The sequence below is a fragment of the Phenylobacterium sp. 58.2.17 genome (genome assembly GCF_026411515.1).
GTDB lineage: Bacteria > Pseudomonadota > Alphaproteobacteria > Caulobacterales > Caulobacteraceae > Phenylobacterium.
Window position 1 is genome coordinate 89,831 of the sequence record NZ_JAPMTQ010000011.1, and the last position, 26,848, is coordinate 116,678.

The 26,848-nt window shown below is 68.5% G+C and carries 24 protein-coding genes, 1 tRNA gene, 1 other RNA gene and 1 pseudogene; 16 read left to right on the plus strand and 11 right to left on the minus strand.

What is annotated here, in order from left to right:
* Positions 1–14: 14 nt before the first annotated feature.
* Both OUA97_RS10050 and OUA97_RS10055 read right to left on the minus strand, forming a co-directional pair.
* Positions 15–392, minus strand: a complete 378-nt coding sequence (locus tag OUA97_RS10050; protein ID WP_267231760.1) for a hypothetical protein — start codon at positions 390–392, stop codon at positions 15–17.
* Positions 393–463: 71 nt separating this feature from the next.
* Complete coding sequence (locus OUA97_RS10055) at positions 464–685, minus strand: hypothetical protein (protein WP_267231761.1); 222 nt, start codon at positions 683–685, stop codon at positions 464–466.
* Positions 686–1,097: 412 nt separating this feature from the next.
* Between OUA97_RS10055 and OUA97_RS10060 the strand changes: the two genes are divergently transcribed.
* Positions 1,098–1,313: a hypothetical protein gene (locus tag OUA97_RS10060; protein ID WP_267231762.1), complete on the plus strand. Its 216-nt coding sequence runs from the start codon at positions 1,098–1,100 to the stop codon at positions 1,311–1,313.
* On the plus strand, positions 1,310–1,486 hold the full coding sequence (locus tag OUA97_RS10065) for a hypothetical protein (protein WP_267231763.1): 177 nt from the start codon (positions 1,310–1,312) through the stop codon (positions 1,484–1,486). Before OUA97_RS10060 ends, OUA97_RS10065 begins: the two co-directional genes overlap by 4 nt.
* 16 nt (positions 1,487–1,502) lie before the next feature.
* Here the strand turns inward: OUA97_RS10065 and OUA97_RS10070 are convergent, their stop codons facing one another.
* Positions 1,503–2,345: a tetratricopeptide repeat protein gene (locus OUA97_RS10070; protein ID WP_267231764.1), complete on the minus strand. Its 843-nt coding sequence runs from the start codon at positions 2,343–2,345 to the stop codon at positions 1,503–1,505.
* A 100-nt stretch (positions 2,346–2,445) separates the two neighbouring features.
* On the opposite strand from OUA97_RS10070, the gene OUA97_RS10075 reads away from it, so the two are divergent.
* Both OUA97_RS10075 and OUA97_RS10080 read left to right on the plus strand, forming a co-directional pair.
* Positions 2,446–3,828: a leucyl aminopeptidase family protein gene (locus OUA97_RS10075; RefSeq protein ID WP_267231765.1), complete on the plus strand. Its 1,383-nt coding sequence runs from the start codon at positions 2,446–2,448 to the stop codon at positions 3,826–3,828.
* Entirely contained in the window at positions 3,825–4,658 is an 834-nt protein-coding gene (locus OUA97_RS10080; protein WP_267231766.1) for an NlpC/P60 family protein, read from the plus strand. The genes OUA97_RS10075 and OUA97_RS10080 overlap by 4 nt, the downstream gene beginning before the upstream one ends.
* Before the next feature lie 6 nt (positions 4,659–4,664).
* Here OUA97_RS10080 and OUA97_RS10085 read toward each other — a convergent pair whose 3' ends face one another.
* On the minus strand, positions 4,665–5,339 hold the full coding sequence (locus OUA97_RS10085) for a c-type cytochrome (protein WP_267231767.1): 675 nt from the start codon (positions 5,337–5,339) through the stop codon (positions 4,665–4,667).
* A gap of 139 nt (positions 5,340–5,478) precedes the next feature.
* Here OUA97_RS10085 and OUA97_RS10090 point away from each other — a divergent pair, with 139 nt between their 5' ends.
* The 3 genes from OUA97_RS10090 (at position 5,479) to OUA97_RS10100 (ending at position 7,449) form a co-directional block, all read left to right on the plus strand.
* On the plus strand, positions 5,479–6,219 hold the full coding sequence (locus OUA97_RS10090) for a 3-deoxy-manno-octulosonate cytidylyltransferase (RefSeq protein ID WP_267231768.1): 741 nt from the start codon (positions 5,479–5,481) through the stop codon (positions 6,217–6,219).
* A 79-nt stretch (positions 6,220–6,298) separates the two neighbouring features.
* Positions 6,299–7,147, plus strand: a complete 849-nt coding sequence (locus OUA97_RS10095) for a prephenate dehydratase (RefSeq protein WP_267231769.1) — start codon at positions 6,299–6,301, stop codon at positions 7,145–7,147.
* The gene (locus OUA97_RS10100) at positions 7,147–7,449 is read left to right on the plus strand and encodes a hypothetical protein (protein WP_267231770.1); all 303 of its coding nucleotides are present in this window, start codon (positions 7,147–7,149) and stop codon (positions 7,447–7,449) included. The genes OUA97_RS10095 and OUA97_RS10100 overlap by 1 nt, the downstream gene beginning before the upstream one ends.
* 6 nt (positions 7,450–7,455) lie before the next feature.
* Here the strand turns inward: OUA97_RS10100 and nudC are convergent, their stop codons facing one another.
* The gene (nudC, locus tag OUA97_RS10105; protein WP_267231771.1) at positions 7,456–8,385 is read right to left on the minus strand and encodes an NAD(+) diphosphatase; all 930 of its coding nucleotides are present in this window, start codon (positions 8,383–8,385) and stop codon (positions 7,456–7,458) included.
* Positions 8,386–8,445: 60 nt separating this feature from the next.
* Between nudC and ffs the strand changes: the two genes are divergently transcribed.
* The 3 genes from ffs to OUA97_RS10120 all read left to right on the plus strand — a co-directional run bounded on the left by ffs (position 8,446) and on the right by OUA97_RS10120 (position 10,712).
* An RNA gene (ffs, locus tag OUA97_RS10110) (signal recognition particle sRNA small type) lies at positions 8,446–8,544 on the plus strand.
* Between the two features lie 37 nt (positions 8,545–8,581).
* On the plus strand, positions 8,582–10,378 hold the full coding sequence (locus OUA97_RS10115; RefSeq protein WP_267231772.1) for a DNA polymerase III subunit gamma/tau: 1,797 nt from the start codon (positions 8,582–8,584) through the stop codon (positions 10,376–10,378).
* 7 nt (positions 10,379–10,385) lie between these two features.
* Positions 10,386–10,712, plus strand: coding sequence for a YbaB/EbfC family nucleoid-associated protein (locus tag OUA97_RS10120; RefSeq protein ID WP_267231773.1), 327 nt, complete (start codon positions 10,386–10,388; stop codon positions 10,710–10,712).
* Between the two features lie 14 nt (positions 10,713–10,726).
* Here the strand turns inward: OUA97_RS10120 and OUA97_RS10125 are convergent, their stop codons facing one another.
* Together OUA97_RS10125 and OUA97_RS10130 are read right to left on the minus strand one after the other, a co-directional pair.
* Complete coding sequence (locus OUA97_RS10125) at positions 10,727–11,245, minus strand: GNAT family N-acetyltransferase (RefSeq protein WP_267231774.1); 519 nt, start codon at positions 11,243–11,245, stop codon at positions 10,727–10,729.
* Positions 11,232–11,720, minus strand: coding sequence for a GNAT family acetyltransferase (locus OUA97_RS10130; RefSeq protein WP_267231775.1), 489 nt, complete (start codon positions 11,718–11,720; stop codon positions 11,232–11,234). Before OUA97_RS10130 ends, OUA97_RS10125 begins: the two co-directional genes overlap by 14 nt.
* Before the next feature lie 86 nt (positions 11,721–11,806).
* Between OUA97_RS10130 and recR the strand changes: the two genes are divergently transcribed.
* Complete coding sequence (gene recR / locus OUA97_RS10135) at positions 11,807–12,409, plus strand: recombination mediator RecR (protein ID WP_267231776.1); 603 nt, start codon at positions 11,807–11,809, stop codon at positions 12,407–12,409.
* Here recR and OUA97_RS10140 read toward each other — a convergent pair.
* Positions 12,406–13,314 carry an N-formylglutamate amidohydrolase gene (locus OUA97_RS10140; protein WP_267231785.1) on the minus strand — a complete coding sequence of 303 codons (909 nt, stop codon included), beginning with the start codon at positions 13,312–13,314 and terminating at the stop codon, positions 12,406–12,408. The genes recR and OUA97_RS10140 overlap by 4 nt on opposite strands.
* 155 nt (positions 13,315–13,469) lie before the next feature.
* Between OUA97_RS10140 and cpdR the strand changes: the two genes are divergently transcribed.
* Positions 13,470–13,829, plus strand: a complete 360-nt coding sequence (gene cpdR, locus OUA97_RS10145) for a cell cycle two-component system response regulator CpdR (RefSeq protein WP_056023153.1) — start codon at positions 13,470–13,472, stop codon at positions 13,827–13,829.
* A 90-nt stretch (positions 13,830–13,919) separates the two neighbouring features.
* A tRNA-Val gene (locus tag OUA97_RS10150) sits at positions 13,920–13,994 on the plus strand.
* Between the two features lie 66 nt (positions 13,995–14,060).
* On the opposite strand, the gene OUA97_RS10155 is transcribed toward OUA97_RS10150, so the two are convergent.
* A complete protein-coding gene (locus OUA97_RS10155) occupies positions 14,061–14,639 on the minus strand; it encodes an acyloxyacyl hydrolase (RefSeq protein WP_267231777.1) in 579 nt (192 codons plus the stop codon).
* Positions 14,640–14,942: 303 nt separating this feature from the next.
* Here OUA97_RS10155 and OUA97_RS10160 point away from each other — a divergent pair, with 303 nt between their 5' ends.
* From OUA97_RS10160 to OUA97_RS10170, 3 genes are all read left to right on the plus strand, one after another.
* Positions 14,943–17,918: a TonB-dependent receptor domain-containing protein gene (locus tag OUA97_RS10160; RefSeq protein WP_267231778.1), complete on the plus strand. Its 2,976-nt coding sequence runs from the start codon at positions 14,943–14,945 to the stop codon at positions 17,916–17,918.
* Between the two features lie 469 nt (positions 17,919–18,387).
* Entirely contained in the window at positions 18,388–21,537 is a 3,150-nt protein-coding gene (locus OUA97_RS10165) for a TonB-dependent receptor domain-containing protein (RefSeq protein WP_267231779.1), read from the plus strand.
* 461 nt (positions 21,538–21,998) lie between these two features.
* A complete protein-coding gene (locus tag OUA97_RS10170) occupies positions 21,999–25,160 on the plus strand; it encodes a TonB-dependent receptor domain-containing protein (RefSeq protein WP_267231780.1) in 3,162 nt (1,053 codons plus the stop codon).
* 82 nt (positions 25,161–25,242) lie between these two features.
* Here OUA97_RS10170 and OUA97_RS10175 read toward each other — a convergent pair whose 3' ends face one another.
* Together OUA97_RS10175 and mnmC are read right to left on the minus strand one after the other, a co-directional pair.
* Positions 25,243–25,638 (minus strand): DUF6491 family protein, encoded by a 396-nt coding sequence (locus tag OUA97_RS10175; protein ID WP_267231781.1) that lies wholly within the window; start codon positions 25,636–25,638, stop codon positions 25,243–25,245.
* A gap of 2 nt (positions 25,639–25,640) precedes the next feature.
* A pseudogene (mnmC, locus tag OUA97_RS10180) lies at positions 25,641–26,726 on the minus strand (FAD-dependent 5-carboxymethylaminomethyl-2-thiouridine(34) oxidoreductase MnmC); the annotation flags it as partial.
* Positions 26,727–26,848 lie beyond the last annotated feature (122 nt).

The following is a 26,848-nucleotide window of genomic DNA, read 5'->3' on the forward strand; positions in this document are numbered from 1 at the left end:
TGTTGCGGTGGCGCTCACGGCCCGAACCGCCCCCGCACCAGCTGCAGCCGCACCGGCCGGCCGTCCAGCGCCTTCGAGGTCCAGGCGACGGTCGCCGCGTCCTTCGGGACCGGCGTGCAATAGACGATCGGGGCCGGGAACGGGCGCAGCTGGCGCAGGCAGATCTCGCCGCCCTTCAGGTTCCAGCGCCCGCTGGACCGCTGCCCGCGCCGGCCGCTGGCGCTATAGCCGCCGCCCTCGTCGAACCAGATGTGCTGGGTCTTGCCGTCGGCGAAGGTCGAGACGACGGTGTTGCCGAACGCCGCCTCGATCGGCGGCGCGGCGCGAGCAAGGCCCGGAGCCTGGCCCGCCGCCAGCGCGAAAGCCAGGACGAGCGGCGCCGCGATTCGCATGGGCGACAGCCTGCACGGCCTCTGCGTCAGCCGCGCGACAGTCGCGCTTTGGATCGGTGGCGGCGGCTACGCTACTGATGGATCGTGCGGTCGCCGCGTTCCTGTTCGCTGTTGAGGCGCTCGACGATTTCCTCCGCCATGAGCGCGGACAGCCCGGCCAGTCGGACGCGACTGAGGATCACGGTCATCCCGGTCCAGCGATCGAACACCGTCCAACCGGCTTCGTCACGGCGCGCTTCGTACTGGAGCGTCATGACCTCCGCCTCCCATGTCGCCAGCGCCGCGACGTCCACCGGCCGCGAGGCGCCGGACGCACGGGCTATTTGTCCTTGGCGGCGCGCGACGCCGCGCAGAGGTCGCGGATCTGGCGCTTGAGCAGCGGTCCCTCAATCTGAGTCACGCTGAATCCCTCGACGCGAAGACGGTCGACAACGGCGCCTACTCCCGGAAAGTCTCCCGTTCTGGCGAGTTGAAACGCACGTTCTAGTGGCGTGTGCCGAAAATCCATGAAGTATAAACCGATCAAAATTGAAATCGTTGCGGCGCAACCGGCGAGTTGTCGGATTTATCACAAATTATGAATTTTGTTTCGAGTCCAAAAAATTCGGCGTACCGTTCTATCTAGCGACGTATGACTGAGTTTTTACTGAAATCTGGAAGCTTTTAGCTGCACCGGGAAGCTCCCTGCCTCAGCCGGAGCCGACGATGAAACTCTATATGATCTACCCCGCCAAAGCAGATGGGGTGTCCGCCAGCTTCGAGGCGATCTACTGTTCCAGCGACGCGAGCGCCTCGCGGCGAGCGTCGGCGGTGCTCAGCGAACACGACAGCGCGACCAAGGTTTCGGTGTGGCAAGGCGACCGGCTGGTGTCGTCCGGAGGCGAGCCCCCGCGCGCCGCCGGCGAAGCGGGGCGATCATGACGCCGCTCGTTGCGCGACTTCCCCTCGACTCGATCGTCCAATTGAGAAAGTGGCTGCGGACCGCAGCGCCCTACGAGATCGAACAACTGCTGCTGGAGATCGCGTTCTGGCCGCCGGATGGCCGGGAGACCCTCGTTGCGATCATCGAGGAAGAGCGCCCCACAACCCATTGAGCCTGAGCGACGTTTCTCAAGGGGTCCGCAGGCTCTCCCACGACCGCGCGCTCGCCGCGCTCGGCGCGGGGGCCGGGGCCTGGGCGCTGCGCAGCCAGGCGAGGTTGTTCTCGACCATTTCCGGCGGCAGGTCCTGGCGGGCCAGGCGCTCGGCCTCGTCGATGCGGCCCGACAGCCCGACCACCAGGGCCAGGTTCTGGCGCACCGCGATCGGCGCGTCGGGGCGGGCGGCGGCCTGGCGCAGGGTCGCCTCGGCCTTCGCGGTGTCGCCGCGCGAGGCGTAGAACATGCCGAGATTACCCAGCGCGACGGGATTGTCCGGGGCCAGGGCCAGGGCCTGGCGGTGGGCGGCCAGCGCCTCGTCGTAGCGGTCGGCCTGCTCGTAGGCGACGCCCAGCAGCGAGGGGATGCGCCAGTCGCGCGGGGCCAGCTTCTCGGCGCGGCGGGCCGGGTCGATGGCGTAGAAGCCCTGGCCGCGGCCGATCTGGCTGCGGGCCACCTCCAGCAGCGCCTCGACGTCGTTCGGCGCGACGATCAGCGCGCGCTCGGCCGCCTGCAAGGCGTCGCCGTAGTTGCCCATCTGGCGCAGGGCCTGGGAGAGCTTGATCCCGGCCTCGGCGTCGCTGGCGTCGAGCTGGGTCTCGTGCGCCCAGAAGGCGGCGCGGGCCAGCGGGTCCAGCCGCGCCACCTGGGCGCGCTCCTGGGCGCTGGCCTTGCGCGGCGCTGGCGCGGCCGTGGCGGGCGCCTTGTCCCCCGCCTCTGCCTTGTCGGCGCTCTTGCCGAACGGGAAGGCGAGGGCCGGGCTGGAGCCCAAGGCGAAGGCGAGGGCGGTTGCGGCGAGGGCCGACATGCGACACATGGAATGACGGGCTCCGGGTGATCGCCGCCAGCTTCGCCCCGCCCGCTTAAAGGAAGCGTTAAGCATAATTTTCCGCCGCCGGGCGGGGCAGGAGAACGCCATGACCGAAGTCGTCGTCGACCATGCCGAGGGCGCCGTCGTCCCGGTCCACGCCCTGCGCGACAGCGAGCTGGCCGGCTTCCTCGAGGGCCGCCAGGCGTTCGTGAAGGCCTTCGCCGAACTCTCGGACTTCAAGGCCAAGGCCGGCCAGGTGCTGGTCGTGCCCGACACCGCCGGCGGGATCGACCGGGTGCTGCTGGGGCTCGGCGCGGCCGGCGACGCCCAGGGCTTCCGGGTGCTGGCGGCCAGGCTGCCGGCCGGCGACTACCGCATCGCCTCGGCCCCGGCCGAGATCGCCGCCGACCAGATCGCGCTGGCCTTCGCGCTCGGGAGCTACCGCTTCGATCGCTACAAGAAGAAGGGCGACAAGCAGCCGCGGCTGGTGGCGGCCGAGGGCGTCGACGTTGCCGAGGTGCGCAGCATCGCCCACGCCTGCGCGCTGGCCCGCGACATGGTCAACACCCCGGCCGGCGACATGGGGCCGCTGCAGATCGAGACCATCGCCCGCGAGATCGCCGAGCAGTACGGCGCGCAGGTCACCGTGGTCACCGGCGAGGGCCTCTTGGAGGCGAACTATCCGGCCGTCCACGCCGTCGGCCGCGCCGCGACGCCCGAGCGCGCGCCGCGGATGATCGAGATCACCTGGGGGGCGGCCGACAATCCGCTGGTCGCCCTGGTCGGCAAGGGCGTGGTGTTCGACACCGGCGGCCTCGACATCAAGCCCTCGGCCGGCATGCGCAACATGAAGAAGGACATGGGCGGCGCCGCCCACGCCCTGGCGCTCGGCCGGATGGTGATGGCCGCCGGCCTGCCGGTGCGGCTGGCGATCCTGCTGCCGGTGGTCGAGAACGCGATCTCGGGCGACGCCATGCGGCCCGGCGACGTGCTGGGCAGCCGCAAGGGGCTGACCATCGAGGTCGGCAACACCGACGCCGAGGGCCGGCTGATCCTCGCCGACGCTCTGACCCGCGCGGCCGAGCTGGAGCCGGCCCTGACCATCGACCTGGCCACCCTGACCGGCGCGGCGCGCATGGCGCTCGGCCCGCAGCTGCCGCCCTACTACACCGACGACGAGGAGCTGGCGGCTCAGATCGAGGCCGCCGCCGCCGCCGTCGCCGACCCGCTGTGGCGGATGCCGCTGTGGAAGGGCTACGCCGACTCGCTCGATTCCGACGTCGCCGACCTGAAGAACGATTCCGACGCCTGGGCCCAGGCCGGCTCGGTGACCGCGGCCCTGTTCCTGCAGAAGTTCGCGCCCAGCGGCCCGTGGGTCCACCTGGACATCTTCGCCTGGAACCCGCGCGGCCGGCCGGGCTGGCCCTCGGGCGGCGAAGCGCAGTCGATTCGCGCCCTCTATGCGATGCTGGCGGGCCGCTACGCATGAGCTTCGACCCCCGCGTGACCCTGGCCCGCGGCGACCTGGCCGCCCGCGAGCTGGAGGCTGTCGTCGCTGCCGATCGCTATGCCGATAGGCGCCGATACGTCTGCGCAAAACCTGCCGCTGGGATTTTGCGTGAGCCGGCCGCCGGCGCCGAGCAGGTCGACCAACTGCTTTACGGAGAAGGGTTTGACGTCCTCGACGAGCAAGGCGGCTACGCCTGGGGCCAGGCCCGCCGCGACGGTTATGTCGGGTTTGTGGAATTATCGGCGCTGAAACCTGCCGATAGGGCGCCGAATATGAAGCTATCGGCGCTGCGCAGCTACGCCTTCGAGGCGCCCAGCATCAAGTCGCGGGCGCTCGGCCCGTACTCGCTCGGCAGCTTGCTGGACATCGAAGAGCGCGAAGGCCGCTTCGCCCGGGCCGCCGGGATCGGCTGGTTCGTGGAGGATCACCTGGCTGAAATCGGCGTGTTCGAGACCGATCCGGCCGCCGTGGCCCTGCGCTATCTCGGGGCGCCGTATCTCTGGGGCGGGCGCGAGAGCCTCGGCCTCGATTGCTCGGGCCTTACGCTGCAAGCGTTTGGCGCGTGCGGGGTGGCCCTGCCGCGCGACACCGACCAGCAGGCGCAGGGCGGGGGTGCGGTGGCCGAGGGCGAGCTGGCCCGCGGCGATCTGGTGTTCTGGAAGGGCCACGTGGCCATGATGCTGGACGGCGAGACCATCGTGCACGCCAACGCGCACCATATGGCCACAGCAATCGAGCCCTTGTCGGTGACAAGGGCTCGCTACGTCGCGGCGGGGGTGGGCGAACCCACCGCTTTCCGCCGTTATTAGAAAGGCTTAGTGCGCGGCGGCCGGAGCCGCCGGAGCCGCCGCGGCGGGAGCCGCAGCACCTTCGGCCGGGGCCGGAGCCGCGCCTTCGGCGGCGGCCGGAGCCGCAGCAGCGTCCGCAGCCGGAGCAGCGGCGGCGGCCGGGTTCGGCGCCGGGAACGGCAGGTTCGAACCCTGGGTGTTCAGATAGGCCAGCAGGTTGATGCGGTCCTCGGCCTTCTTCAGGCCGACGAAGGTCATCTTGGTGCCCGGCAGGTGCTTCTGCGGCGCCTTGAGGAATTCCGAAGTCTCTTGGAAGGTCCAGACGCCGTGGGTGCCGTGTTCGACCATGACCGGCGAGTAGGCGAAGCCGGCGTGCTGGCCGGACTTCTTGCCGAGGATGCCGTGAAGATTGGGACCGGTGCCGTTGGCGCCGCCCGCTTCGATGGTGTGGCAGGACTTACACTTGGCGAAGACCGCTTCGCCGGCCTTGACGTCGGCGGTCGGCAGCACGGTGCCCCAGTCGATCGGCGCCTCGGCCGCGCCGCCGCCGGCGCCCGCCTCCTCGGCGACCTCGATCGCGTAGCCCGGCTTCTCGACCGGATGGGGGGCGAAGACGCCCGACGAAATTTCACGCAGGCCGACAATGGCCAAGCCGGTCGCAAGCACGGCGCCCGCGACTTTATTGAACGTCAGGTCGCTCATAGTCTCTAAATCGGCCCTCTCAACGGCCAGCCAAAAGCGGGCTGGCGTCAGCACGGGAATCCCCGCCCCTTATTGCGCCCGGCTCTCTTACACGCTACCGCCGCCCGCGCAACCAGCCAGTTGGTCGCTTCCGGGTGTCATGAAACCGATCGTCCTTATTCCAGCGCGCATGGCGGCCACTCGGCTGCCGGGAAAGCCCCTCGCCGATATCGAGGGTCTGCCAATGATCGTCCGGGTGCTGCGCCAGGCGCAGGCCGCCGGCGTCGGACCCGTGGCGGTGGCCGCCGGCGACGCCGAGATCGTCGAGGCGGTAAGGGCCGCGGGCGGCCAGGCGGTGCTGACCGATCCCGACCTGCCGTCCGGCTCGGACCGCATCCTGGCGGCGCTGAACAGCCTCGATCCGGCCGGCGTGCACGACGTGGTGATCAACCTGCAAGGCGACATCCCGTTCGTCGCGCCCGCCGTCGTCGAGGCGACGGCCCGGCTGCTGGTCGATCAGCCGAGCTGCGATATTTCCACGGTGATGGTCGCCGAGGCCGACGTCGCCGAGCGCAGCAATCCCGATATTCCCAAGGTCGTGGCCGCGATGGCCCCCGACGGCCGCAGCGCCCGGGCGCTCTATTTCACCCGCTCTGTGCTCTATGGCGACGCGCCGGTGTGGCTGCACCACGGGGTCTACGGCTACCGCCGCGAGGCGCTGGCGCGGTTCTGCGCCGCCCCGCCGTCGCCGCTGGAGCTTCGCGAGCGGCTGGAGCAGCTGCGCGCCCTGGAGATGGGCCTGTCCATCTGGGCCGCGGTGATCGACGAAGCCCCGATCTCGGTCGACAACCCCGCCGACCTCGAACGAGCCCGAGCATTCGCGCGAGCGAATGCTCAATGATTTTTTAGATAGACCATTTTCTACGCCGAACCGGCCGCCACTTCGGCGGAAAATGGTCGGAGTACGCAAGGGACCACGCATGACCAAGGGACGCATCGCCTTCCAGGGCGAGCTCGGCGCCAATAGCCACGAGGCCTGCGTCGCGGCGTTTCCGGACATGGAGCCGGTCCCCCACGCCTCGTTCGAGGAGGCCTTCGACGCGGTGAAGCACGGCGATTGCCAGCTGGGCATGATCCCGGTGGAGAACTCGATCGCGGGCCGCGTCGCCGACGTCCACCATCTGCTGCCGTCCTCGGGCCTGAAGATCATCGGCGAGCGGTTCAAGCCGATCCACTTCCAGCTGATGGTCAACCCCGGCGTGAAGCTGGAGGACGTCGAGACCGTCGCCTCCATGCCGATCGCGCTCGGCCAATGCCGCAAGTCCCTGCGCCGCATGGGCCTGAAGACCGAGCCGGTGGGCGACACCGCCCTGGCCGCCAAGCTGCTGTCGGAGCATCCGGACCCGACCCGCGGCGCGGTCTCGCCGGCCCTGGCCGCGGAGCTCTACGGCCTCGACATCGTCGCCCGCGACATCGAGGACGAGCACAATAACACCACGCGCTTCCTGGTGATGACGGCCGACAAGGATCCGCCGCCGCCGCCGTTCACCACCCCTTGCGTGACCAGCTTCATCTTCCGGGTCCGCAACCTTCCGGCCGCGCTCTACAAGGCGTTGGGCGGCTTTGCGACCAACGGCGTCAACATGACCAAGCTCGAGAGCTACATGGAGAACGGCGCCTTCACCGCGACCTTCTTCTATGCCGAGGTGGATGGGCGGCCCGAGGATCGCGGCCTGGCCCTGGCGTTCGACGAACTGAAGTTCTTCTCGGAACGCTTCGAGATCCTCGGCGTCTATCCGGCCGACCCCTTCCGTTCGCGAGCCGGCTGATGAACACCATCGAGATTGACGCCAGCGGCTGCTGGAACCGCAAGGAATTCGCCAAGCTGCTGCAGGAGACCATCCAGGCGCTGCCCGGTCACGGCTCCAGCGTCGAGGCCTTCGTGGACTCGATGGTGTTCGGGACCATGAGCGAGCTGTCGCCGCCCTACCGGATCGTCGTGCTGGGCGACCTGCGGCCGGAGGTTCGCGCCTTCGCGGCCGACCTGTCCAACGCCATCGGCCAGGCGCGGCTCGAGCGCCGCACGCGGCGCGGCGACGACGTCGAGGTCAGCCTGAAGGTCGGCGCCTAGGGACTTCTAGTCTGGGCTCTCGGCCCAGGTCTTCAGCAGCTGGTGGGCGATGGCCATGGCGCCGGGGGCGAACGTGCCCTCGACCTTGCCGGCCAGCACGTCGCGGGCTTCGGCCTTGGTGAACCAGCGCACTTCCGACAGCTCGGTCTGGTCGGGGGTCGCCTCGTCGCTGGCCACCTGGGCGATCAGCCCGATCATCAGCGACGACGGATAGGGCCAGGGCTGGGTCGAGTGGTATTCGACCGACAGGGTCTTCAGCCCCGCCTCTTCTTCCAGCTCGCGGGCGCAGGCCTCCTCGATAGATTCGCCGGGCTCCAGGAAGCCGGCCAGGGCCGAGAACATCCCCTTCGGCCAGATCTCCTGACGCCCGAGCATGCAGCGGTCGCCGTGGACGGCCAGCATGATCACCACCGGGTCGGTGCGCGGGAAGTGCTCGGCCTTGCAGGCCGGGCAGGCGCGCTTCCAGCCGCCGTCGACGACGTCGGTCTGTTCGCCGCAGGACGAGCAGTGCCGGTGGCGTCGCCGCCATTCGAACATCGACTTGGCGGTGGCCATGATCGCCGCGTCGGTGGCTGGCAGCCGCAGGGCCATGGCCCGCAGGTCCTCGAATCGCCCGAGCCCGGCCAGCGGGCCGTCGGCCGGATCGTGGCCGCCCTCGAGGTCGACGGCGAAGACTGCGGTCTCCTGCCACAAGCCCATGAACAGCAGGCGTTCGGCCCCGCCCGCCAGGTCCTCGGCCATGCGCGAGGGCAGGTAGGCGATCTGCACGCCGCCGTCCGGAGCGGTCTCTACGAACGGCTGGCCGTTCCAGAGCGCGATGGCCAGCGAGTCCTGGGCGAGAAGTTTTTCGGCCAGCCAGGAAACGTCGCCGCGCCTTTCGCTGGCGCGGTTCAGCGGGTTGCCGGCGAAGGTGTTTTGATGGGCGGAAAGCGGCATGGGCGGAGTTGTAGCTGCGCTGGCGCTTGCGCGCGAGCGCCAAGGTCGCGATATAGGGGGCGGAGATCGGCGACGGGCGGACGCCTCGCCAACCTGGTCAGGTCCGGAAGGAAGCAGCCACAACGAGTTTCGCTCCGGGTCGTCGTTCGGTCTCCACCCAGCCCCACAAGGCTCAAGCCTCCATCCTCGGGCGCCAATGGCAGAAGACGACGAACCCGAGATTCTCGAGCGCGACCCCAATACGAGCGACATGTTCGGCGCGCCTGCGGCGCCGCCGCCTGCGCCGACCGAAGAATCCGCCGCCTATACCGTCATCGCGCGCAAGTACCGCCCGCGCACCTTCGCCGACCTGTACGGCCAGGAGGCGATGGTGCGCACGCTGCGCAACGCCTTCGCCAGCGGCCGGATCGCCCACGCCTTTATGCTGACCGGGGTGCGCGGGGTCGGAAAGACCACCACCGCGCGCCTGCTGGCCCGGGCCCTCAACTACGACACCGACACCGTCCACGAGCCGAATCTCGATCTCTCGGAAGAGGGGCGGCATTGCCGCGCCATCATCGAGGGCCGGCACATGGACGTGCTGGAACTGGACGCCGCCAGCCGCACCGGCGTCAACGACATGCGCGAGCTGCTGGATGGGGTGCGCTACGCCCCGGTCGAGGCCCGCTACAAGGTCTACATCATCGACGAGGTGCACATGCTCTCGACAGGGGCGTTCAACGCGCTCCTGAAGACGCTCGAAGAGCCGCCGCCCCACGCCAAGTTCATCTTCGCGACCACTGAGATCCGCAAGGTCCCGGTGACCATCCTGTCGCGCTGCCAGCGTTTCGACCTGCGCCGTGTCGAGCCCGACGTGATCATCAAGAACCTTGAGATGATCGCCGAGAAGGAGGGCGCGCGGGTCGAGGCCGAGGGCATGCTGCTGATCGCGCGCGCCGCCGAAGGCTCGATGCGCGACGCCCAGTCGATGCTCGACCAGGCGATCGTCCAGGCCGAGGCCGGCCAGACGGTCACCGCCGCCTCGATCCGCGACATGCTGGGCCTGGCCGACCGGGCCCAGACCATCAGCCTGTTCGAGCAGGTGATGCGCGGCCAGGCCGGGCCGGCGGTCGAGACCTTCCGCGGGCTCTACAATTTCGGCGCCGAGCCGGGCCAGATCATGCTGGACCTGATGGACCACACCCACGGCGCCTCGGTGGCCAAGGCGATCGGCCCGCAGGCCCTGACCCTGCCCAAGGAGCAGGCCGCGCGGCTGGCGGCGGTGGGCGCCTCGGTCTCGGCCGGCAATCTCTCGCGCATCTGGCAATTGCTGCTGAAGGCCCACGAGGAGGTGCGCCGCGCCCCGGACGCGGCTGCGGCCTGCGACATGGCGCTGATCCGCCTGGCCTATGCCGCCGACCTGCCGGGCCCGGAAGAGGCGCTCAAGCGCCTGGCGGCCGGCGACCAGCTTCCGGGCGGTCCTGCGCCTGGCGGCGGCGGTGGCGGTGGGGGCGGCGGCGTTGCGGCGATGGGCGGCGGCGGCGTGACCGCGCAGGCGCGCGTCATGGCTGCGCCGCAGGAGCAGGCCGACGCGGTTCCGACCCTGAATTCGTTCGCCGACGTCCTGACGCTGATCAAGAACAAGCGCGACATCGTCCTGCAGCTCGACGTCGAGCGCTTCGTGCGCCCGATCAGCTTCCGCCAGGGGGCGATCGAGTACGAGCCCGTCCAGGGCGCGCCGAACAACCTGGCCCAGCGCCTGGTGGCGCGGCTCAAGGAGTGGACCGGCCAGCCCTGGCTGATCGCCGCGCGCGGCGGCGGCGGAACCGAGAGCGCCTGGGAGCGTCAGAAGCGTGAGGCCCAGGAGGTCCGCGCCGAGATTGAGGCCGATCCCTTCGTGTTGGCGGTGATGCAGGCCTTCCCGGGGACCGAGATTGTCGGCGTGCGCAACCTGCCGCAGCCGGATGTCGCGCCTGTCACCGAGGGCGCGGAAGACGACGAAGACGAAGAGTGAGATTGCGATGAAAGACCTCGGCTCCATCATGAAGCAGGCCCAGGCCATGCAGCAGAAGCTGGCCGACGCCCAGGCGCGCATCGCCGAGATCGTGGTCGAAGGCACCTCCGGCGGCGGCATGGTCAAGGTGACCCTGAAGGGCACCGGCGAGATGGCCGGCGTCGAGCTCGACGAGAGCCTGCTGGCGCCGGGCGAGGGCGAGGTGATCTCGGACCTGATCGTGGCTGCTCACGCCGACGCCAAGCGTAAGCTCGACGCCCAGCAGTCCGAACTGATGCGCGAGGCCGCCGGCCCGCTGGCGGCCATGGGCCTGCCGGGCATGCCGAAGTTCTAGGCCGAAGTTCTAGATCAGAGCCGCAGTTCCAGGCGGCGCACCTGGTTGGTGCGATCGTCCAGCTCCTGGACCGCCGCGCCGACCTCGACGAACCCCTGACGGTTCCAGAACCGCAGGGCGGCGGGGTTCTGCTCCTGGACGATCAGCCGGATCGTCCAGCCGCCTTTGGCGACGATCCAGGGCCGTAGAGCCGCGACAATGGCTGCGCCCAGTCCGCGGCCGCGCGCTTCGGGCGCGACCAGCAGCATCCCCAGATACCAGGCGTGCGGATCGGGAAAATCCCGCAGCAGGTCGATGGCCGCCGTCAGTCCCTGGTCCGTCCAGACCCCGATCACCAGCTTGTCGCGCAGCGCGTGCTCCGGCGGGACCTCGACCAGCAGGTCGGCGGCGGCGTGCGCGTCGGGCGGCGAGCCGGTGACCATCACCTCGAAGTCGGCGCAGCGCTCCAGCAGTTCCTGCAGTTCGGGGACCGCGCTTCCGGAGATCAGGGCGAGTTGCGCCCCCTCGACTTGAGGAAGATCAGAAACGACCATTTGGAGCGGCTTCCTCGGCATCTGAATGGGGGGCGTCGACGAGCGGGCGGCTCATCACCGTGACCTCCTCCGTGACGTAGCCGAGCCGGTCATAGAAGTCGCGGGCGGAGAGGTTGTCGGCGCGCACCAGCAGTTCGACCTTTTGCACGCCTTGAGCCCTCAGGAAGGCCTCCGCCGTGCGCATGATGGCGCGCCCGTGGCCGCGTCCTCGGGCGTCAGGCGCGGCCGCCACGTAGTAGACCCAGCCGCGATGGCCGTCGGAGCCGGCCATGGCCGTCGCGGTGATCTCGCCGTCGGCCCGGCCGACCAGGACCGTCGCGCTGGCGGTGCGGCGAGCCAGGGCGATATCGGCGTACGGGTCGTTCCAAGGCCGGGTCAGGCCGCAGGCGCGCCACAGGGCGACGACGGCGTCGACGTCAGGATCGGCGATGGGTTCGATATCGAGGCCTGAGAGCGGCGCCTCTTGTCCTGTCACGGCCGCATCTCCATCCTCCCCCGCGTTGCTGCTTCGCGGCAGAGTGTCGTTTTCCGGGCTTGGCGCCCATCCTGGACGGAGTTCACTTGGCTGCATCCGCCGGCCCCGAGATCGAACGGCTGATCTCACTGCTCTCCAAGCTGCCGGGCCTCGGCCCGCGCTCGGCCCGGCGTGCGGCCCTGGCGCTGCTGAAGCGGCGCGACCAGCTGCTGCTGCCGCTGTCGGAGGCCCTGTCGACGGCGGCCGCGCGGGTGAAGACCTGCGGCGTCTGCGGCTCGCTGGACACCCAGGACCCCTGCGCGATCTGCACCGACCCCCAGCGCGACGGGGCGCTGATCTGCGTGGTCGAGGAGGTCGGCGCGCTGTGGGCCATGGAGCGAGCCGCCGCCTTCCGCGGCCGCTATCACGTGCTGGGCGGCTTGCTGTCGGCGCTGGACGGCGTCGGCCCGGAGGCGCTGCGGATCGGGCCGCTGGTCGCTCGCGCCGCCGATGCGGGGGTGCGCGAGGTCATCCTGGCGCTGCCGGCGACGGTCGACGGCCAGACCACGGCCCATTACCTGGCCGAACGGCTCGAAGGGGCCGGGGTGAGCGTCACCATGCTGGCGCGGGGGGTGCCGGTCGGCGGCGAGCTCGACTGGCTCGACGACGGCACGATCAACCAGGCCATGCGCGCGCGCCGGCCGGCCTAAGCTCTATTCAGGCCCGACCAGTCGGCGGCGCCGAGCGCGGCGATGACCTCGTCGAGGTCGGCCTTCAGCCGCTGGAAGCCCTTGGTCGGCTCCAGCGTGCCCTCGTTCAGATAGATCCCGCGGTTGATCTCGATCTGCAGGGCGTGGGTGCGCCGGTTCGGGCGGCCGTAGTGCTCGGTGGTGTAGCCGCCGGCATAGGGGGCGTTGCGGGCCACCTTGTAGCCGCGGGCTTCCAGCTCTCGCTCGACCTTCTGGGCCACCAGGCTGGAGCAGGAGGCGCCGAAGCGGTCGCCCAGCACCATGTCGCAGGGGCCGTCGCGGCCGCCGGCCTTGGCGGCTGCGGCCGGCATCGAATGCCAGTCGATCAGGATCGCATAGCCGTGGGCCGCGTGCGCCTCGCCCAGCAGTCGCGCCAGGGCGGCGTGATAGGGCGCGTGAACGCCGTCGATCCGCCGGCGGGCCTCGGCGAAGGTCAGCTTGCGGGCGTAGATCTCCTGGCCTTCGGAAACCACGCGGGCGATGGCCCCCAGGCCGGCGGCGACGCGGGCGGTTCGGGCGCGAGCGAAGTCCGGCAGCTCGTCGGCGAACATCGCCTGGTCCAGCTCGAACGCTTCGCGGTTCACGTCGATATAGGCCCGCGCCAGGTTGGCGCAGATCAGCGCCGCGCCCTGGGCCGGGCCCGAACTGATCAGCTCGTCGACAAAGGCGTCCTCGGAGCGGCGAATGGCCAGGGCGTCGAGCGCGGCGGCGGCCATCATGTCGTCGGGATAGAGCCGCCCGGAGTGCGGCGAGGCGAACACCAGGGGGGTCGGCGCAGGGGCGCCGTCGGCCGCTGCACGCCGCACCTCGAAGGGGGCGAGCGCCGGGGCTGGACGATCGGCGGCGAGGGGCTCCCAGGCGTTCATCGCCGCCATATGACGGTGCGTCTCCGCGCGGGTCAAACAGATCGCACGCCGCGCGCGGGCCCCGGAGCGCCCAGAGCCTTTTGGGGGCGGGTTCATCGGCGATTTACGTCTGCCCAGCTAATATGGAGCCTTACGACTACGCCTTGCGAGCTCCCATGCCCCGAATTCTCCTCGCCGAAGACGACGACTCGCTGCGCGGCTTCCTGTCCCGCGCCCTGGAGCGGGCCGGCTATGAGGTGACCTCCTGCGCCGACGGCGAGGAAGCCGCCGCGGTGCTCGACCAGGACTGGGACCTGCTGCTGACCGACATCGTCATGCCAGGCATGGACGGGATCGAAGTGGCGCGTCTAGCCGCGGCCCGGCACCCGGGTCTGCGCATCATGTTCATCACCGGATTCGCCGCCGTGGCCCTGGCCGCGGGCGAGAGCGCCCCTCCCGGCGCCAAGGTGCTGTCCAAGCCGATCCACCTGCGCGAGATCGTCTCCGAGGTGGAGCGGATGATGGCCGCCGCATAAGGTGTGAAAATGCGGTTTTGGGCGCTTGCGTAAGCTGGCCCTCGCCGCTATACCGCCGCCTCCCGTTCCCGAAAGGGAGCCGACTGGTTCGGACGTGTAGCTCAGCGGGAGAGCACCTCGTTGACATCGAGGGGGTCACAGGTTCAATCCCTGTCACGTCCACCATCCTCCTGACAAGCTAGCTCCAAGCCCTTGCCGCCTAGCTGCTGCGCGGCGAACGCCTGTCCGCGGTCAGAAGCGATAGGCGGCCCGCAGGCCCAGGCTGTCGACCCCGTCGTGGGTGTCGCTGCCGAACTGGCCGTTGCTCCAGTGCTGGCCCTCGAACTCGACCGCCCAGCGCTCATTGAGCCGGTAGCCGACCGCGAACGTGGCGTGGAACACCCAACGCTTGTCGAACTCGATATATTCGTCCCGCGCCGCCCGCCGGCGCAGGTTCTCTTCATGCGGCTGGCCGGGCTCGGGGCGCGCCAGGTAGAGCGAGCCGTCGTGCACCGCCACGCCGGCCCCCAGGTCCAGATAGGCCTGCTGGCGCTCGAACCGCCAGATCAGTCCGCCCTGAGCGTAGTTGGTATAGCCGTCGAGGCTCAGCTGGGTGCTGAGGAACGGCCGCGGCGTCCCGACCGCCTTGAGGGCCTGGACCGGCGGGAACAGGTACTCGACGATCACCGAGGCGCCCTCTTCCGGCCCGTGCGGCGAATACCCGGCCCCGACACGGAGCTCCTGAGCCTGCGCCGCGCCGCTGGCGGCGCCCAGGGCGACCCCCAGGGCCGCGGTCAGCCGTACTTCATGCGAGAATGGCGCCCACCTCATGGGCGCAGTAGAGCGAAGCCCTCGGGCCGCGCCTATGGGGCGAAACCCCGAGGACCTGGTCCGGGTCGAAGCCGATGTCCATGGGACGCTGCGTCAACCCGTGCGAAGGGCCCAGTTTTGTTGTCGGATGTCAAAAAACCTTGCCGAATAACGGTGTTGCGATTTGAACGCAGTTCGAATGCTTTATTGCGAGGCTGCAAAATTCACCTAGCGCGGGGGCTGCGAACTCGCGTCTGATCCTCTCACCCACGGGCGACCATCGCGTCAGATCGAAAACGGCGTCCGTCGAGGGGGAGGAAAATGATGTTGAAGAGCAGGTATCTCTGCGGCGGCTCAGTCATGGCCGTCGCTCTGGCCCTCGGCGGCCAGGCCTATGCCCAACAGGCCAGCACCGTCGAGGAGGTGGTGGTCACCGGGTCCTTCATTCGCGGCACGCCCGAGGACGCGGCTCTGCCCGTGGACGTGATCGGCGCCGACGACCTGGCCAAACAGGGCTCGCCGAGCACCGTCGAACTTCTGAAGGCGCTGCCGGTCTCCAGCGGCGTGCTGGGCGACACCAACCAGTTCGACCCGCGGGCCCAGGGCTCGGAAGGTTCGGGCTCGGTCAACCTGCGGGGCCTGGGGGCCCAGCGCACCCTGGTGCTGATCAACGGCCACCGCATGGCGCCGAACCCGTTCGGCCAAGGCGGCGCGGGGATCGTCGACACCAACATCATTCCTTCGGCCGCGGTCGGCCGGATCGAGGTGCTGAAGGACGGCGCGGCCGCCACCTACGGCTCGGACGCCATCGCCGGGGTCGTGAACTTCATCACCCGCAAGGACTTCGAAGGCCTCGAGCTGAACGGCAGCTACCGTTACATCGACGGGTCCGACGGCGACTATGACGGCAGCATCATCTGGGGCCACACCTGGGAGAACGGCAACGTCCTGCTGAGCGCCGGCTACCAGCATCGCTCGGAGCTGCCGACCACCGAACGCGACTGGGCGGCCCAGTCCTACTTCAACAACCCGGAAGGCGGCTGGTCGGCGGGCAACGCCGTCGCGCCGTTCCTGCCGGTCACCAACAACCCGGCTACGGGCGCCTTCATTCCGGCGGCGGGCTTCGCGCTCGACAACGGCTGCGGCGCGCTGGGCGGGGTGGTCCAGGGCGGCGCGCTGCCGGCCTGCTTCTTCAACTTCATCCCCTACGACAACCTCGTCGAGATAGAGGATCGCTTCCAGCTCTACGGGGAAGCCAACGCCGACCTGGGCGACAACGCCCAACTGCATGTCGAGGTCTTCTATTCCGAGACCGACGTGCCGGAGTGGAAGACTTCGCCGTCCTACCTGGCGCTGCAGACCCCGACGGCCAACACCAATCCGACCGTCGGCCAACTGCCGGCCTCGGTGCTGGCCGGCTATTTCGTCCCGGCCAGCAACCCGGGCTTCATCGCCTACCGCAACGCCAACCCGACGCAGATCCCGGCCTTTGCGACCGGCGTCCACATCCCCGGCGTCCGCTATCGGCCGCTGTCTTTCGGCGGCAACCCAGCCTTCGATTACGGGCCGTCGGAAGGCCGCCGTCACTATGACGCCTTCCGCGTCAGCGGCGGCATCAAGGGTCAGTTCAACGACGCTATCGGCTATGACTTCGCCCTGACCTACGGCCAGGAGACCGGGGTGCGGACCGGCTACGACACGATCGTGTCGCGCTTCCAGATGGCCCTGCGCGGCTATGGTTCGTTGAACAACGGCACGGCCGGCGGCTGTACCGCGGCCGAAACCAACAACTTCACGACCAACGCCGGCAACGCCGCGCTCGGCTGCTACTATTTCAACCCGTTCTCCAACGCGATCGCCAACAACACCATCACCGGTCAGACCAATCCGGGCTTCAACGCCTCGTTGGCCAATAATCCCGAGCTGGTGCGCTGGTTCTTCCAGGAGGTCTCGACCAAGCAGTCTTCGAAGCTGTTCGTCGCCGACGCAGTGTTCAACGGCGAGCTCGGCTGGGAGCTGGGCGGCGGCGCGGTCGGGTGGGCGGCCGGGGCGCAGTTCCGCCGCAGCCTGTTCACCTCGTCGTACAACGACCTCAGCAACATCGACGCCAACCCCTGCATCGACACGCCGTTCAACGGCTCGACCTCGTGCTCGGTGCGCAACGGGCCGCTGATGTTCCTCGGCACCGGCGAGGAGGCCGATCTCGAGGGCGACGTCTACGCGCTGTTCGCCGAAATGGCGCTGCCGGTCACCGACGACCTGCAGATCCAGCTGGCCGCCCGTTACGAGGACTACGGCGGCGAAACCGGTTCGACCGTCAATCCGAAGGTCGCCGTCCGCTGGCAGGCCACGGAGGCCCTGGCGTTCCGCGCCTCGGCTGGTTCGACCTTCCGCGGTCCGCCGCTGACCCAGCTGACCACGTCGAGCGTGACGGCCCTGTCGTTCATCGGCGGCGCCTTCCGCGCCATCGACATCTTCGGCAACCCGGATCTGGAGCCGGAGAAGGCCACCACCTACAGCGTCGGGGCCATCCTCAACGTCGGCAACTTCAAGGGCAGCGTCGACTACTGGAACTTCGACTTCGAGAACCCGATCGTCGCCGAGCCCTCTGCCTCGATGGTCAACACGATGTTCCCGGGTGGTCTCTCGACCAACTGCGGCCAGGCGGCCTATGCCGATCTGCAGGCCCGCTTCGTGTTCCAGGGCGCTTGCAGCATCGCGACGATCTCGCGGGTGCGGACCAACTGGACCAACGGTCCGGGCGTGAAGACCTCCGGCATCGACGTGCTCGCCGACTACGACGCTGGCGACGTCTGGGGCGGCGATCTGCGGATCGGCGGCTCGGTCACCTACACGCTGGAATACAAGGTCGACCCGTTCAAGATCGGCGACGTGACGGTCGAGAAGGAGTTCGATGCGGCCGGCTACCTCAACTACCAGCTGACTGCGACCTCGCTGCCGCAGCTCAAGGGCTCGGTCTATGCCGAGTACACCCACGGGGCGCACAACCTGCGTTGGACGGTCAACTACATCGACTCCTATGTCGATCAGCGGGCCTCGATCTTCGCGGCGAACCCGGTCAATGGAGCGATCCAGCCTGAAGGGGCGAAGATCGATGAGAGCTGGGTGCACGAGCTCGACTATCGCGTCTTCCTGCCGTGGGATGTGACGGTCAACGTGTCGATCGACAACCTCTTCGACACCGAGCCGTCGTTCGCCCGCCTCGACCTGAACTATGACCCGTTCACCGGCAATGCACTGGGCCGCACCTACAAGTTGGCGGTCAAAAAGAAGTTCTGACGCTCACGGGACGGCTGCGAGCTGAGTCTTGCAGCCGGCTCCGATTGTGACCTGAAGGCGCCGTGGGCTTCCCCCGCGGCGCCTTTTTCTATGGGCGCGGCGCCGGCGCCACACCCGTCCGAGGGCGTCCTGCGGCGGCGTTTTTAGCGCGCAGCGAATTATTCGAAGCTCCGGTTTGATCCGGGCGTCGTTTGGATTGGTCCAAAAATCCAGAAAATACGCAAAACCAATATCTTAGTAAGTATTATTCCTGGGTGATCAAAATTTACTCAAGACGGTATGTGGTTGATTTCAAAAACTCTCAGTTATGTCAAAAATATGCGCTGATCTGTGCCGCATTTCAAGTTTGCAATGAGGGCGACAACGTACTGGCGTCTTGGCGCATCTGCGTCGATGATCGCCATACTCGGGCATAGATAAACGCGGCATTTCAATCGCCGCGCGCGCCCGAGGGGGAAAGGAAACACTTATGTTGAAGAGCAGATATTTCTGCGGCGGGTCGCTTTTGGCCGTCGCCCTGGCGTTCGGCGTGTCGGGTACGGCCGCCGCCCAGGATGGCGGCGCCACGGTAGAGGAGGTGGTCGTCACCGGCTCATTCATCGCCGGGACGCCTGAAGACGCCGCCCTGCCGGTCGATGTCATCGGTTCGAAGGAAATGGAGGCGCGCGGGTCGCCCACCATGGTCCAGCTGATCAAGACCATCCCGTCGTCCGGGGCGGTGATCGGCGAAAACAACCGCTTCGGCTCGGGGTCGGGCGCGGCGACCATCAACCTGCGCAACCTCAACTCGCCGACGACCGGCTCGCGGACCCTGGTGCTGTTCAACGGCCGGCGCGTGCCGGTCTCGCCGCAGAGCCTGAACTCGGTCGACGTGAACCTGCTGCCGACGGCCGCGATCGGCCGGGTCGAGGTGCTGAAGGACGGCGCGGCCGCCACCTACGGCTCGGACGCCATCGGCGGCGTCGTAAACTTCATCACCCGCACCGATCTCGACGGCTTCGAGTTCAGCGGACAGTACCAGTTCATCGACGGTTCGGACGGCGACTACGAAGCCAACCTCGCCTGGGGCAAGAAGTGGGACAACGCCGACGCCCTGATCACGCTCGGCTATCGCCACCGTTCGCAACTGCCGATCCAGGAGCGCGACTGGGCGCTGCGCACCGGCGTCGACGGCTTCCTGCAAAATCCGCTCGGCGGCTGGGCCAGCACCGGCAACCCCGGCCAGTACAATGTCATCTCGTCGTTCGCGGGCAGCCCGAACACCGGCTTCACCTCGGCGACGCTGGGCGCCGGCCTGCCGGACATCGGCTGTGCGGCCAACGGCGGCGCGCCCTACAACATCTCCGCCGTGATCGGCCTGCGTCAGCTCAATCCCGACGCCAACTCCTGCCAGTTCCAGTACACAGTGTTCGACAACCTGGTTGAGGAAGAAGAGCACTTCCAGGCCTACGGCAAGTTCAACTTCGACATCACCGACACCCTGTCGGCCAATGTGGAAGTGCTCTACGCCATGCACGACACGCCCAACCAGAGCTGGGCGGTGACCGGGCCGAATCAGTTCCCGACCCCGCTGTCGGCCGGCGGCACCTCGCCGATCCCGGCGCTCAGCCCGTCCGACCAGGGCCGCTTCTACATTCCGGCGAGCAACCCGGGCCTGATGGCCCTGGTCAACCAGGTCAACAGCGCTAACTGTAACGGTTCGGTGCTGCCCTACGGAATCGACGCGGCCAGCTGCCAGACGGCGCTGAACGCGGCGCGCACGGCGGTGGCCACGGCGGCGACCAACGGCGTGGCGGCCAGCCAGACGGCCTGGCGTCCGATCGGCTTCGGCGGCAACCCGTACACCGAAGACAAGCACGCCCACTATTCCTACAAGGTCGACACCTTCCGCGTGTCGGGCGGCTTCAAGGGCGAGCTGCCGTTCGGGATCAACTGGGACGGCGCGCTGACCTATCAGCAGCAGGACTACACCCGCGTTCAGGAAGACCTGTCGGTCAACCGCCTGCAACAGGGCCTGCGCGGCTTCGCCAGCCGGGCCGGCGCCGCCGACCAGTGCACCGCGGCCGAGACCAACAACTGGCAGAACAACGCCGGCAACGCGGCGATGGGCTGCTACTACTTCAACCCGTTCTCGAACGGCTTCGATCAGAGCCTGTCGGACGTCCCGGCCAACCCGTTCTATGTCGGCTCGAGCGCCATCCCGGGCTTCAATGACGCCGTCGCCGCCCGCAACGAGGTGGTCGACTGGATGGATGAGCGGCTGGTCAACAAGATGTCGACCCGCCTGTTCGTCGCCGACATTGTCCTGAACGGCGACCTGCCGTGGGAGCTGGGCGGCGGTGCGGTGAAGTGGGCCGCCGGCGCCCAGTACCGCTACGACCAGTACAAGCAGAACCCGGAAATCCTCCACGACGTCAACGCCACGCCTTGCGTCGACTCCCCGCCGTTCGGCGACGGACAGCCCTACTGCCTGGTGCCCACCGGGCCGTACCTGTTCAACGCCAACCTGGCCCAGTACGACGTCTCGCGTGAGATCAGCTCGGTCTTCGCCGAGACCCTGCTGCCGATCACCGACGACCTCGAACTGACCCTGGCTGCCCGTTACGAGTACTATGCGGGCCAGGGCGAGACCTTCAATCCGAAGGCTTCGCTGCGCTGGCAGGCCCTGGACTGGCTGGCCCTGCGCGGGTCGGTCGGCACCACCTACCGCGCCCCGTCGGCGATCATCACGACCACGAACTTCACCCGCGGTCTGACCAACGCCAACGGCACATGGCGCGCCAACGACCAGTACGGCAACCCGGACCTCGATCCGGAAACCGCCTTCACCTACAGCGTCGGCGCGATGGCCAAGATCGGGGCGTTCCGCGCCACGGTCGACTACTGGAGCTTCGACTTCGAAGATCAGCTGATCCTCGAAAGCGCCACCGACATGCTGGCCGCCGCGTTCCCGTCGACGGGCGCGAACGTCTGCACCAGCACGGACCCGGCCTATGTGGCGCTGCGTTCGCGCTTCACCTTCACCGACCTGGGCTGCGGCCGCGCCAACGTCCAGTCGTACCGCACGCAGTACATCAACGGCGGCAAGGTGAAGACGTCGGGCGTCGACTTCCAGGCCAGCCTCGACGTCGGCGACCTGTTCGACGGTCAGCTGACCACCGGCTTCGACGGCACCTACCTGATCCAGTACGACGAAGACCCCTACCTGATCGAAGGCGTCCCGGCTCCGGCCCGCGGCACCCAGGAACGGGCGGGCACCTACCGCGCGTCGATCTTCACCGGCTACAACCGGCTGCGGGCCAACGCCTACGTCAACTGGTCGAGCGGCATCCACAACCTGCGTTGGCAGACTCGCTTCATCAGCTCGGTCAACCAAGTCGAGAGCAACTCGATCGGTCTGGCGATCGCCACCAAGACCACGACCAAGATCCCGGAATACTGGCAGCACGACCTGACCTATCGGGCCGAACTGCCGTGGGACACCACCTTGACCGCGACCGTGCAGAATATCTTCGACGAAGAGCCGCCGTTCGCGATCGGCACCCAGTACAACTACGACCCCTCCAGCGCCAACCCGCTGGGCCGCGTCTTCGCGGTGGCCGTGAAGAAGCGCTTCTAGGCTTCAGCTTCAGTACGCGTAGGCAGACGCCGTCCCCGAGAGGGGGCGGCGTTTTGTCTTGTATGGGGTACGCGTCACTGTGGGGCCCCCGGATCACCCGAAATCCGGGCCATTCATGCAACAGTTACGGCTCAAATTGCCGTGACGTCAGCTTGACGGGGGCTCTCTACGGCCCAGCGCGGGCCGTTTTGGCCGCGATCGCCGCGCGCCAGCCTGCAGCGTTACGAAACCTAGGCGGCATAAGGGATCGGCGTTCTTCGATCGGCAAAATTGGCGCTGTATCAGGGGTTTATGAACGCCGTTCACTACCGCGGGCCGGGCGCCGCCGGGTTCAAGACAACAGTATGTTGCAGGGCTGAAAAATAGTGGCGCGGCCGGTGGGCCCGTTCGATGATCTTTCTGCTCATGAGTCAAAAGCCCCCGCATCAGATGGGGGCGGCTCTCGAGGGGGAAGGAAACCTATGTTAAAGAGCAGATATTTCTGCGGCGGCTCGTTGCTGGCCGTCGTCCTGGCAATTTCAGCCAACAGTTCAGCCTACGCCCAGGCCTCCACCGTCGAAGAGGTGGTGGTGACGGGCTCGTTCATCGCCGGCACTCCGGAAGACGCGGCTCTGCCGGTCGACGTCATCGGCTCCAAGGAGCTCGAGGCCCGCGGGTCGCCGACCATGGTCCAGTTCATCAAGACCATCCCGTCGTCCGGGGCGGTGATCGGCGAGAACAACCGCTTCGGCTCGGGGTCGGGCGCAGCGACGGTCAACCTGCGCAGTCTGAATTCGACGGTCACGGGCGCGCGCACCCTGGTGCTGTTCAACGGCCGGCGGGTGCCGGTTTCGCCGCAGGGCCTGAACTCGGTCGACATCAACCTGCTGCCGTCAGCGGCGATCGGCCGGGTCGAGGTGCTGAAGGACGGCGCGGCCGCCACCTACGGCTCGGACGCCATCGGCGGCGTCGTGAACTTCATCACCCGCACCGATCTCGACGGCTTCGAGGTCAGCGGCCAGTACCAGTTCATCGACGGTTCGAACGGCGACTACGAGGCCTCGCTGGCCTGGGGCAAGAAGTGGGACAACGCCGACGCCCTGATCACCCTCGGCTATCGCGCCCGCTCAGAAATGCCGATCTTCGAGCGTGAATGGGCGATCCGCACCGGCGTCGATGGCTTCCTGGAGAACCCGCTCGGCGGCTGGGCCGGCACCGGCAACCCCGGCGGCTACAACTATGCGCTGACCGCGCCGGTCGGCTCTCCGACCAGCGGCTTCACGTCGGCCAACTTCGCCGGGACGTTGCCGGACATCGGCTGCGCGGCCAACGGCGGGGCGCCCTACAGCCTGACGACCCTGATCGGGGCGCGGGCGGTCGTACCGAACTCGGGCGTCTGCAACTTCCAATATACGAGCTTCGACAACCTGGTGGAGGACGAGCATCACTACCAGGCCTACGGCAAGTTCAACTTCGACGTGACGGACAACATCACCGCCAACATCGAAGTGCTGTACGCCATGCACGAGACCCCGCTGCAGAGCTGGGCCGTAACCGGGCCGAACCAGTTCCCGGCCCCGCAGCTGGCTTCGGGCGCCTCGCCCGGCGGCGGCGTGTCGCCGATCCCGGCCACCGGCACCGGCGAGCAGTCGCGGTTCTACATCCCCAACACCAACCCGGGCCTGCAGGCCTTGATCTCGCAGATCAGCACGGCCAACTGCGCCGGACCGAACCTGCCCTACGGCGTGGATGCGGCCAGTTGCGCGGCCGGCCTGGCGATGGCGCAGGCTGGCATGGCCAGTGCGGCGGCCTACGGCGTGGCGGCGAGTCAGAGCATCTGGCGGCCGATCGGCTTCGCCGGCAACCCGTACACCGACGACGAGCACGCCCACTACACCTACAAGGTCGACACCGCGCGGGTGTCGGGCGGCTTCAAGGGCCAGTTCGAGAACGGCATCGGCTTCGACCTGGCGATGACCTACCAGAAGCAGGACTACAACTATAACCTCGAGGATCTGTCGGTTAACCGGCTGCAGCTGGCCCTGCGCGGGTTCGGCAGCCGCGACGGCAACGCCGACCAGTGCACGGCGGCGGAAACCAACAACTTCACGACCAACGCCGGCAACGCGGCCATGGGCTGCTTCTACTTCAACCCCTTCACCAACGCCTTCGACGAGAGTCTGGCGCGGGTGGGACCCAACCCGTTCTACGTGGTCAACAGCACCATCCCCGGCTTCAACGACGCGGCCGCCAACCGCGGGGCGGTGGTCGCCTGGATGGACGAGAAGCAGCGCAACGAGATCTCGTCCGAGCTGTTCGTCGCCGACCTGGTGGTGAACGGCGAACTGCCCTGGGACCTCGGCGGCGGCAACGTCGCCTGGGCGGCCGGCGCACAGTACCGCTATGACCGCACGATCCAGGATCCGGACGTGTACTACGACGCCAACGCTACGCCGTGCGTCGATTCCGCGCCGTACGGCGACGGCTCGCCCTACTGTCCGACCACCTCGAACGGCCCTTTTCTGTTCAACGCCAACCTGCGTCCGTACGACGTGAACCGGAAGATCAGTTCGGTCTTCGCCGAGACCAAGATCCCGTTCACCGAGGACATCGAGCTGAGCCTGGCCGGGCGCTACGAGTACTATGAGAGCCAGGGCGAGACCTTCAATCCGAAGGCTTCGCTGCGCTGGCAGGTCGTGGACTGGCTGGCCCTGCGCGGCTCGGTGGGCACCACCTACCGGGCGCCGGCGGCGACGATCACCACGGACAATTTCACGCGTAACCTGACCAACGCCAACGGCACCTACCGGGCCAACGACCTCTACGGCAATCCGGACCTCGAGCCGGAGACCGCGTTCACCTACAACCTCGGCGCGGCCTTCAGCTTCTCGAACTTCCGGGCGACGCTCGACTACTGGAACTTCGATTTCGAGGATCCGCTGACCTCGGAGGCCACCGCCGACTTGCTGAACGTGATGTTCCCGGGCGGTTCGGCGACCGGCAACTGCGGCAACCCGGCCTATGCCGCGGTCCAGGCCCGGTTCACCTTCACCGGGGCGTGCAGCCGCGCCAACATCCTGTCGTACCGCACCCAGTACATCAACGGCGGCGGGGTGAAGACCTCGGGCGTCGACTTCCAGGCCAACCTGGACGTGGGCGAGGTGCTGGGCGGCGTGTTCACGGCCGGCTTCGACGGGACCTACCTGCTGAAGTTCGACGAGGAGCCCTACATGATCGAGGGCTTCCCCTCGAACGCGGCGGGCGTGCAGGAGAGGGCCGGCACCTACCGCGCCTCGCTGTTCACCGGCTACAACAAGCTGCGGGCGAACGGTTACCTGAACTGGTCCAGCGGCATCCATAACCTGCGCTGGCAGACCCGCTTCATCTCCTCGACCACCCAGGTGGAGACCAACTCCATCGCCCTGGCCGCGGCGCTGAAGAAGCCGATCAAGATCTCGGAGTACTGGCAGCACGACCTGACCTATCGGGTCGAACTGCCGTGGGAGACGACGGCGACCCTGACGGTCCAGAACCTCTTCGACGAGGACCCGCCGTTCGCGATCGGCACCCAGTACAACTACGACCCGGGCAGCGGGAACCCGCTGGGCCGCGTCTACGCAGTGGCGCTGAAGAAGCGCTTCTGATCAGGGCCTCCGGCCGACGCGGCGACGCGTAGAGCCGAACTGCGGGCGTCGCCCCCTCGAAGGCGGCGCCCGCTTTTTCGTGTCAGGGCTTGGATTTCGGCGGCAGGGCCGCGGCTTCCTCGGGGGTCAGCTTGGTCACCGTGCGCACTTCGCAGCGCTGGGGCCCGAACGGGCCCTTGGTGATTATCGTCGCATCGAGGCCCGAGCAGATCGAATTGCCGCCGCGTGACGCTAGGGCGATAGCCTGGTTCCAGTCGATGTCGGGACAGCGGGCGAACAGGTCGAGCTTGTAGACGTCGCGAACCCCGACCCGGACATAGACCGTGCGTTCGTCGACGGCGTTGAAGCCGTTGGCGCTGTCGGCCCAGAAGCAGCTGCGGGCCGAGTTGCTGGCGGCGACAGCGGCGTCCGACGCCGGCGGGGTGGTGCAGGCGGCCAGGGCGAACGCGCCCGTCACGCCGACGAAAGCCTTGATCATGGTCACTCTCCCTTGCCGGTTTCGGTTGCAAGGCTACGACCTTTGCGAGCGGCGCGCCTGCGGAATCGGTCGGGCGTGACGAGCTCGGCCAGCGGCGCAGGCAGGGGCGAGGGTGCGCCGAGCGCCTGGGCGGCGACGTGCTCGGCCAGCAGCGGCGCCAGGCAGAAGCCGCGCGCCCCAAGGCCTCCGAGGACGTAGACGCCGTCCAGGTCCGGCGCCGGACCGGCCAGCGGCAGGTGGTCGGGGGTCGTGGCGCGGACTGAGGCGCGGCCATCCAGTTCGGCCTCACCAACACGCGCGGCGAGGCGGGGCAGGGCGGCGGCCAGGGCGGCGAGGTTGCGCGCGTGATCGCCCGGGCGCAGGTCGGTCCCGGTCTCGCCGCGGTCGTGGGTGGCGCCGAACAGCAGGCCCTGGCGGGTGGGGACGGCGTAGCCGCCCCACGCGGCGGCCTGGGGCGCGGTCGCTGCATCCGTCCAACTGGCCTGGCCGCGGACGGGCGCTATCGGCAGCCCGTCCAGCAAGCCGCCGGTAGCAGGCCCTATCGTCAGGATTACCGCCTCGGCTTCCAGGATCGTGCCGCCGGCGGCGTCGAGCAGCGTCCAGCCGCCGGGACCGGGGCGGAGCCGGGCGACCTGCGCGCGGCGAACGGGGCCGGTCCAGGCGGCCAGGATGCTCGCCGGCTCGACGACCAGGGCGGCGGTCATGTCGAGGGCGGGGCCGGGCGCCGGCTCGCCCAGGCGGACGGCGGCGGTCGCCGCGTCGATCGGCTCCAAGGCTCCCGGCTCGAAGATGTCGCTGGCGGCGATCCTGTCGAAGCGCTCGACGTCGCGATCCCCGCCGGCGATCTGCAGCACGCCGCGGGCCAGGACGGCGCCGGGCAGAGTATCGTAGAGCCGCGTCGCGCGGCCGAAGGCCTGGGCGAACAGCCGGGCCAGCGGTCCCAGGCCGGCGTCGAGGCGCGGGGTCACCAGGGCGGCCGGGTTGCCGGAGGCGCCGGCCCCTGGTCCCTCGGCGTCGATCACGACCGGATCGCAGCCGAGCATCCGCAGAGCGCGGGCGGCGGCGGCCCCGGCGATGCCGGCGCCGACGACGGCGACGCGCGGGCGGCCGGCGGCTTGCGGCTGTCTCTTATAAACAAATCCGAGCCCACCAGACTAGCCTCATGATCTGGGTTTTCGGCGTGTTGTTGTTATAAGTGGGGGGGGGGGGG